At 51.8% G+C, this 7,707-nt stretch carries 8 protein-coding genes and 1 rRNA gene; 3 read left to right on the plus strand and 6 right to left on the minus strand.

Features of this window, described 5'->3' with window-relative positions:
• Nucleotides 1–163 precede the first annotated feature (163 nt).
• Both polA and FHC48_RS23550 read right to left on the minus strand, forming a co-directional pair.
• Nucleotides 164–2,956, minus strand: coding sequence for a DNA polymerase I (gene polA / locus FHC48_RS20125; RefSeq protein ID WP_220420574.1), 2,793 nt, complete (start codon nucleotides 2,954–2,956; stop codon nucleotides 164–166).
• Nucleotides 2,957–3,290: 334 nt separating this feature from the next.
• Nucleotides 3,291–3,557 (minus strand): hypothetical protein, encoded by a 267-nt coding sequence (locus FHC48_RS23550; protein WP_227028285.1) that lies wholly within the window; start codon nucleotides 3,555–3,557, stop codon nucleotides 3,291–3,293.
• On the opposite strand from FHC48_RS23550, the gene FHC48_RS20130 reads away from it, so the two are divergent.
• Nucleotides 3,454–4,305, plus strand: coding sequence for an acyltransferase (locus FHC48_RS20130; RefSeq protein WP_261308048.1), 852 nt, complete (start codon nucleotides 3,454–3,456; stop codon nucleotides 4,303–4,305). The two genes, FHC48_RS23550 and FHC48_RS20130, sit on opposite strands and share 104 nt — an antisense overlap.
• A gap of 23 nt (nucleotides 4,306–4,328) precedes the next feature.
• Here the strand turns inward: FHC48_RS20130 and dsbA are convergent, their stop codons facing one another.
• From dsbA to FHC48_RS20145, 3 genes are all read right to left on the minus strand, one after another.
• On the minus strand, nucleotides 4,329–4,952 hold the full coding sequence (gene dsbA, locus FHC48_RS20135) for a thiol:disulfide interchange protein DsbA (protein WP_008501864.1): 624 nt from the start codon (nucleotides 4,950–4,952) through the stop codon (nucleotides 4,329–4,331).
• Between the two features lie 26 nt (nucleotides 4,953–4,978).
• Nucleotides 4,979–5,965: a serine/threonine protein kinase gene (locus tag FHC48_RS20140; protein ID WP_023326350.1), complete on the minus strand. Its 987-nt coding sequence runs from the start codon at nucleotides 5,963–5,965 to the stop codon at nucleotides 4,979–4,981.
• Between the two features lie 75 nt (nucleotides 5,966–6,040).
• A complete protein-coding gene (locus FHC48_RS20145; protein WP_008501866.1) occupies nucleotides 6,041–6,310 on the minus strand; it encodes a YihD family protein in 270 nt (89 codons plus the stop codon).
• Between the two features lie 68 nt (nucleotides 6,311–6,378).
• Here FHC48_RS20145 and mobA point away from each other — a divergent pair, with 68 nt between their 5' ends.
• Together mobA and mobB are read left to right on the plus strand one after the other, a co-directional pair.
• Nucleotides 6,379–6,963: a molybdenum cofactor guanylyltransferase MobA gene (mobA, locus tag FHC48_RS20150; RefSeq protein WP_045408670.1), complete on the plus strand. Its 585-nt coding sequence runs from the start codon at nucleotides 6,379–6,381 to the stop codon at nucleotides 6,961–6,963.
• Nucleotides 6,960–7,463 (plus strand): molybdopterin-guanine dinucleotide biosynthesis protein MobB, encoded by a 504-nt coding sequence (gene mobB / locus FHC48_RS20155; RefSeq protein WP_220420575.1) that lies wholly within the window; start codon nucleotides 6,960–6,962, stop codon nucleotides 7,461–7,463. The genes mobA and mobB overlap by 4 nt, the downstream gene beginning before the upstream one ends.
• A gap of 97 nt (nucleotides 7,464–7,560) precedes the next feature.
• Here the strand turns inward: mobB and rrf are convergent.
• A 5S ribosomal RNA gene (gene rrf, locus FHC48_RS20160) occupies nucleotides 7,561–7,676 on the minus strand.
• Nucleotides 7,677–7,707 lie beyond the last annotated feature (31 nt).

Below are 7,707 nucleotides of genomic sequence, written 5' to 3' on the forward strand. Positions count from 1 at the left end.
ACCTCTGTACCCTACGCCGATAACTCTACCCCTTTTTGTGTTGCAGAAAAAGCACTTTTTGTAGTTTTTTTTCATTCTTTACATAGGGAATTCTAATGATCGTCACAAAACGCGCGTTGCCATGTTGCAAACTTACATAAAAAGCGCGTTATGCGAAGAACCCTTAGTGAGCCTGATCCCAGTTTTCACCACTTCCCACTTCCACCAGCAACGGCACGTCCAGCGTCATGCTGCTTTCCATCAGTTCGTGGATCTTCTTCGACACGGCGTCGAGGTCGTCCTTGTGCACTTCAAATACCAGTTCATCGTGTACCTGCATGATCATTTTCACACGCGGTTTCTCTTTCTCGAGCCAGGCATCCACGGCGATCATTGCACGTTTAATAATGTCCGCCGCGGTCCCCTGCATGGGGGCGTTGATCGCGGCACGTTCTGCGCCCGCGCGGCGCGCCGCGTTGCTGGATTTGATGTCCGGTAAGTAGAGACGGCGGCCGTCCAGCGTTTCAACGTAGCCTTTCTCTTTCGCCTGCGCGCGGGTACGTTCCATATATTCCAGCACGCCCGGGTAGCGCTCGAAGTAGAGATCCATATACTTCTGCGACTCTTTACGTGGAATATTGAGCTGGCGTGAAAGGCCGAACGCGCTCATGCCGTAGATCAGACCGAAGTTGATCGCTTTAGCACTGCGGCGCTGTTCGTTGGTCACGCTGTCCAGCGGCAAGCCGAAGACTTCCGCCGCGGTTGCCCGGTGAATATCTTTCCCTTCGGCAAACGCGGTCAGCAGGCCTTTGTCGCGGGACAGATGCGCCATAATGCGCAGCTCAATTTGCGAGTAGTCAGCAGAGACAATCAGATAATCCTCTGGTGCGATGAAAGCCTGGCGAATACGGCGGCCCTCTTCGTTACGTACCGGGATGTTCTGCAGGTTGGGATCGGTTGACGAGAGACGACCGGTCGCCGCGACAGCCTGATGATATGAGGTGTGCACGCGGCCCGTTTTCGGGTTGATCATCAGCGGAAGCTTATCAGTGTAGGTAGACTTCAGCTTCGCGAGACCACGGTACTGCAGAATCACTTTTGGCAGCGGGTAGTCCAGCGCCAGCTCTTCCAGCACCTCTTCAGAGGTGGAAGGCGCACCGCCAGGGGTTTTCTTCAGCGGCTTGATGCCCTGCTTTTCAAACAAAATGGTTTGCAGCTGCTTCGGTGAAGAGAGGTTAAACGGCTCGCCTGCAAGCTCATGCGCTTTTTGCTCCAGCTCGGTCAGGCGCTGCGCCAGCTCCCCGGAGTGGTTATGCAGCACCGTTGGATCGATTTTCACGCCGTTGCGTTCAATGCGGGACAGCACGGGTACCAGCGGCATCTCAATATGCTGGAACACATTCAGCGGACCTTCGTGCTTTTGCAGTTTTGGCCACATCTTCAGGTGGAGCTGCAGCGTAACGTCAGCGTCTTCCGCCGCGTAGCGTCCTGCCTCTTCGAGAGCAATCTGGTTAAAGGAGAGCTGATTTTTCCCTTTGCCGGCAATCTCTTCGAAGGTGATCGTTTTGTGCTTGAGCCAGCGGTCAGATAAGGAATCCATATCATGGCGGCCCGCGACGCTGTCCAGAATGTAAGATTCAAGCATGGTGTCGAAGGCGATCCCGCGCAGTTCAATGCCGTAGTTTTGCAGAATGCCGCGGTCGTACTTGAGGTTTTGCCCAACCTTAAGCGCCTTTTCATCTTCCAGAATCGGCTTCAGCAGCTCAAGCACGCGTTCACGGGAGATCTGTTCCGGCGCGTCCAGGTAATCGTGCGCCACGGGAACATAGGCCGCATGACCTGGCTCTGTCGCAAATGACAGGCCTACCATATTGGCAGAGATGTTATCGAGACTGTCCGTTTCGGTGTCAAAGGCAAAGACCGGCGCCTTTTTCAGTTTCTCGATCCAGGCAATGAGCTGTGACTCTTCAAGAAGAGTTTCATAATTGTCGAAGGAAAGCGCCACGGCTTCTTCTTCCGCCTGCTCTTCTGCATCAACGACAATCGTCTCCTTCGGCTTTGTGGAAGGTTTTGCCCCTTTTGCCTGCAGCCATTTACCGGCTTCCACGTCAGTGGTCCAGCGCTTAAATTCGTATTTCTTAAACAGGCTTAGAAGCTCGTCCGCAGAAGGCTGCTGCACTTCCAGCTGTTCACAGCCCAGTTCGAGCTCGACATCGGTTTTGATTGTGGCCAGCTTATAAGAGAGATAAGCCACCTCTTTGTTCTCTTCCAGCTTCCCAGCCATGGTTTTGGCACCACGGAAGGAGAGACTGGCGATTTTGTCTGATTCCGCGTAGAGCGTATCCAGCCCGCCCAGCCCCTGAAGCAGCGCCTGCGCGGTTTTCTCACCGACGCCAGGGACACCAGGAATGTTATCCGAGGAGTCGCCCATCAACGCGAGGAAGTCGATAATCAGCTCTGGCGGCACGCCATATTTTGCGACCACCTCTTCCGGCCCAAGAATGGTGTTGGTCATGGTGTTAATCAGGGTAATCCCTGGCGTCACCAGCTGCGCCATATCTTTATCACCGGTGCTAATCAGTACCGGACGACCCATCTTTTCGGCTTCACGCGCCAGCGTACCGATGACGTCATCCGCTTCAACCCCAGAAACGGCCAGCAGCGGCAGACCCATCGCTTTCACCATCGCATGCAGCGGCTCTATCTGCGCACGCAGATCGTCAGGCATTGGCGGACGGTGGGATTTGTAATGTTCAAACAACTCGTCGCGGAACGTTTTGCCTTTCGCATCAAACACGACGGCCGCATGGGTTGGCTGATACTGAAGGATCAGGCTGCGCAGCATATTCAGCACGCCATACATTGCGCCGGTAGGTTCCCCTGCGCTGTTGGTCAGAGGAGGAAACGCATGGTACGCCCGATACAGGTAAGAAGAGCCATCGACGAGAATAAGAGGGTTTTCTGGGATCTGAACCATAATGTCCGTGCCTTTAATCAATTTATGCGTAAAGGATGCCACAGAAGGATGAAAACATCAGTTATTCAGGCCCGATACAGGAAAAGATTTTGCGATCGTGAGGATCGCTCGTAAAAATCAAACTGTGGATAAGTTTGTGAGTATTTTCACTTCATATGAATAACAGACGTAAAAAATACATATAAGGCAATATTTAGATCTTAATTATCAGATTGTTATGTTATGAGATCGCCTCTATATGGCCAACTGATGGCAATTTAGTCTATGTGGATATAAGCCTTGATTTACGCAGAACAACAGCGAAATCTTCTGCGCCGGGGTAAAAGCCGCCAAATCACCCTGTGAAAGCGCCATTCATTTGACTGTTTTCTGGTAAAATCAGCGCCCAGCGTCGACTATCCGGTCGCTCACTTACAGCTAACCACCTGAAAAAGCTCATCATGTCGAGATTGCTCGCTGCAATAACATTACTGCTAAGCATCATTTTAACTATCCTGGTGACGATCGCCTGTTCCGTACCGATCATTCTCGCCGGGATCATTAAACTGCTGCTGCCTGTACCCGTGGTGTGGCGAGCCGTGTCCGCATTTTGTAATTTCATGATGTATTGCTGGTGCGAAGGACTGGCGATCCTGTTGCGCCTTAACCCGCACCTGGAGTGGGATGTCAAAGGGCTGGAGAACCTTAACAAAAAGAACTGGTACCTGCTGATCTGCAATCACCACAGCTGGGCGGACATCGTGGTGTTATGCGTTCTTTTTCGCAAACACATCCCGATGAACAAATATTTCCTGAAACAGCAGCTCGCCTGGGTGCCTTTTATCGGGCTGGCCTGCTGGGCGCTCGATATGCCGTTTATGAAACGCTATTCGCGCAGCTATTTGATTCGTCATCCGGAACGTCGCGGTAAGGATGTGGAGACCACGCGCCGCTCCTGTGAAAAGTTTCGTGCGCATCCGACGACCATCGTGAACTTTGTTGAAGGCTCCCGGTTTACGGAAGAGAAGCGCCAGCAAACTCGCTCTCCGTATCAGCATCTGTTGCCGCCAAAGGCAGCGGGGATTGCGATGGCGCTTAACGTGCTGGGAGCACAGTTCGATAAACTTCTTAACGTCACGCTCTGCTATCCGGAAAACGATAAGACGCCGTTCTTCGATATGCTCAGCGGCAAACTGACGCGTATTGTCGTGCACGTCGACCTGGTTCCGATTGACGCTGAACTGCACGGTGATTACGTAAACGATAAGAACTTCAAACGTCGTTTCCAGCAGTGGCTTAATACGCTCTGGAAAGAGAAAGACGAACAGATAGACAAGATAAAATCTTCATACAAAAACGCCGGTCAGTGACCGGCGTTTTTACATCAGCGAAATTACTTCTTCTCAACCAGGTATTTCACGGTATCTGCATACTGCTGTACGAAAATATCCATGCTGCTGGTGTCCATGCCCTGCATGTTCAGCTGATATTTGCCGTTAACAAACATCGCCGGAACGCCCTGAAGCTGGAGGTCAGCAGCCGCTTTTTCCTGCTGGGCAACCAGTGATTTCACCACGAAGCTGTTCCATGCGGCATCGTACTCTTCACCTTTCACGCCGGCATCAACGAACACTTTACGGATATCCGCAGTGGTCTGAACGGTCTGGGTTTTCTGTACGGCTTCAAACATTGGCGAAGTGATCTTATCTTCTACGCCCAGTGCCATCGCCACCGCCCATGCCTGAGTCAGGTCTTTACCCAATGGGCCCAGGAACTCGACGTGGTACTTGGTCATTTTGGTGCCTTCCGGCAGCTTTTTCTTCACGTTGTCAGAGACATGCAGCACCTGCTCGAACTGGTAACAGTGTGGGCAATAGAACGAGAAGAACTCCAGTACCTGTGGCTCGCCAGCGACCGGCTTCTCCAGCGTGATGTACTGTTTGCCGTCGGTAAACTGTGCAGCAGAAGCGCTAAATGCCAGAATCATACCTGCCAGCGCCAGCCAAATTTTTTTCATGATTAACTCTCTCCTGGGTGTGTCCATTAATACATCGGCGTTAATTGCAGAGGGGGCTCCTGAAGAACCTTAACCTGCTCAGTAAATGTAGATATCTGGCTACGCCAGTAATCCTCTCCGGTAAGCCACGGGAAATTACGAGGAAATGCCGGATCGTCCCAACGCCTGATTAACCATGCGAGATAATAAACAAAACGCATCGCACGTAAAGGCTCAATCAGGGCAATTTCGTCTGAATTAAACGGGCTAAATTCTTCATAAGCTTCAATAATGGTTTCAAGCTGCATGCGTTGCTCGGCTTTGTCGCCATTGAGCAACATCCACAGGTCCTGAACCGCTGGCCCCATACGCGCATCATCAAGATCGACAAACAGCGGGCCGTCACGCCAGAGAATATTCCCGGCGTGACAATCGCCATGCAGGCGCAGGACGGAAATATCATCGCGCCAGCAGGTTTTCACTGCAGCAATAAGCTTATCGGTGGCGTTGAGGAAATCATCCTTTAGCGCTGCGGGGATCATTGCAGACGTTTCGAATAATGTGCGCGGTTCAAGAAGGTATTCCTGAATCCCCATAGTCGGGCGGGCAATAAAGGCTTTTTTGCGTCCCGTCTGGTGTATACGCCCAAGATAGCGGGCAACCCACTCCATCTGATCGATATTATCCGCTTCAAACTGACGGCCACCCAGACTTGGGAATACTGCGTAGTAATACCCTTCGTGCGTAAGGAGCGTTTGGTTATTGAATTTCAGCGGTGCGGCAACGGGGACATCGTCATCCAGCAGATCGTGAGCGAACTGATGCTCTTCCTGAATTTGTTCAGCGGACCAGCGTTCAGGACGATAGAATTTTACGACATAGCGCTGACGATCCTCGTCCTGAAATTGATAGACGCGGTTTTCGTAGCTGTTTAACGGTGTTAGCCCGGAATCCACCCGAATACCCTGTTCAAACAGGGCATCCATAATGGTGTCCGGGTGTAATGTCTGGAAAGTAAAAGCCTGGTCGTTCATCCGATCATCCGGAAATTATACGAATGATTCAGGATATCATCTTGTGGCGATTTCGGTGCCGCCGCTTACAAGCTTTTACTCTTTAATTACGCCTCGGGCGCGCAGCAATGCAGTCTTAAAATCTTCCTCATAATCTTTCTGAATACCAGGAATAACAGCATCTTTGGCAGAGTCGCGCATTTTAAGGTGGTAGATCAGGATGTCGTCAGAAAGGTCCGCCAGATCGCCGTCAAAACCTGACTCTTTTGCCAGTTTCTGTAAAAATTGCATCAGATTGAGCTCTGGCTCTTTTTGCCAGGCGGGCTGGAGGAGTTCAATAACTTCATTCAGACGTTTACATTTCATGGTGGTGCTCCTTTCATTTAGAGTGACACGTTAGCAGGGTCAATCCCACAATAAAAGAGGCGATATTCGTGAATGTTAGCCAGGAAATCATCGGGGTCGTTCTGGCAGGCGGCAGAGCAACGCGAATGGGCGGAAAAGATAAGGGGCTTCAGCTTCTTAATGGAAAACCCTTGTGGCAGCATGTCGCCGATACGCTCGCAGGTCAGGTGACGACTATAGCCATCAGCGCTAACCGGCATATCGACACTTACCGGCGCAGCGGCTACGCCGTTTATCAGGATAGCCTTGAGAATTACCCGGGCCCGCTTGCCGGTATGCTTTCGGTCATGCAACAGTCGCAGGGTGAGTGGTTTATCTTCTGCCCCTGCGATACCCCGTTTATTCCGTCCTGTCTTGTCGAGCGTCTGTTCCTGCTTCGTGGTACAGCGCCTGTGGTTTGGGTGCATGACGGCGAACGTGACCATCCTGCTGTCGCGTTGATGCATCGATCGCTTGCACCTGCTCTGCTGGCCTACCTGGCTGCGGGAGAGCGCAGGGTGATGGTCTTTATGCGTGAGTCTGGCGGCCATTCCGTTGATTTTAGCGATGTGAAATCAGCGTTTGTGAACGTGAATACGAGTGAAGATTTGCAGATGATGCAGGAGAAAAAATGATACCCCTTTTAGCCATTTCCGCATGGAGTGGGACCGGGAAAACCACGCTGCTGAAAAAGCTCATTCCTGCGCTTTGTGCCAGAGGGCTTCGCCCTGGTTTGATTAAGCATAGTCATCACAACATGGACATTGATACGCCCGGAAAAGACAGCTATGAGCTGCGTAAGGCCGGAGCAGCACAAACGATGGTAGCAAGTCCTCAGCGCTGGGCGTTAATGACAGAAACGCCGGATGAGGCGCCGCTGAATCTCGCTTATCTGGTTAACCGGATGGATCACTCCACGCTGGATCTGGTGCTGGTTGAGGGGTTTAAGCATGAGGCTGTGCCTAAGATCCTACTTTTCAGAAGCGATGCCGGGCATGATTTGAGCGAGTTAACGCTGGATGAGCATGTCATTGCGGTGGCTAGCGATGTGGCAGTGGAACTTGAGGTTCCAATGCTGGATTTAAATGATGTGGACGGGATTGCGCAGTTTATTGTGGCGTGGAGTGCGGTCTGACTTGCCGGGTGGCGGCTTTGCCTTAACCGACCTACCGTTTTTTGGCGCAGAAACGCAAAAAGGCCATCCTTCCGGATGGCCTCTTCACTTGTTTGATGCCTGGCAGTTCCCTACTCTCACATGGGGAGTCCCCACACTACCATCGGCGCTACGGCGTTTCACTTCTGAGTTCGGCATGGGGTCAGGTGGGACCACCGCGCTAAAGCCGCCAGGCAAATTCTGTTAATCTGTATCAGGCTGAAAA

The sequence above is a fragment of the Enterobacter sp. EC_50 genome, assembly GCF_019584525.1.
GTDB lineage: Bacteria > Pseudomonadota > Gammaproteobacteria > Enterobacterales > Enterobacteriaceae > Enterobacter > Enterobacter roggenkampii.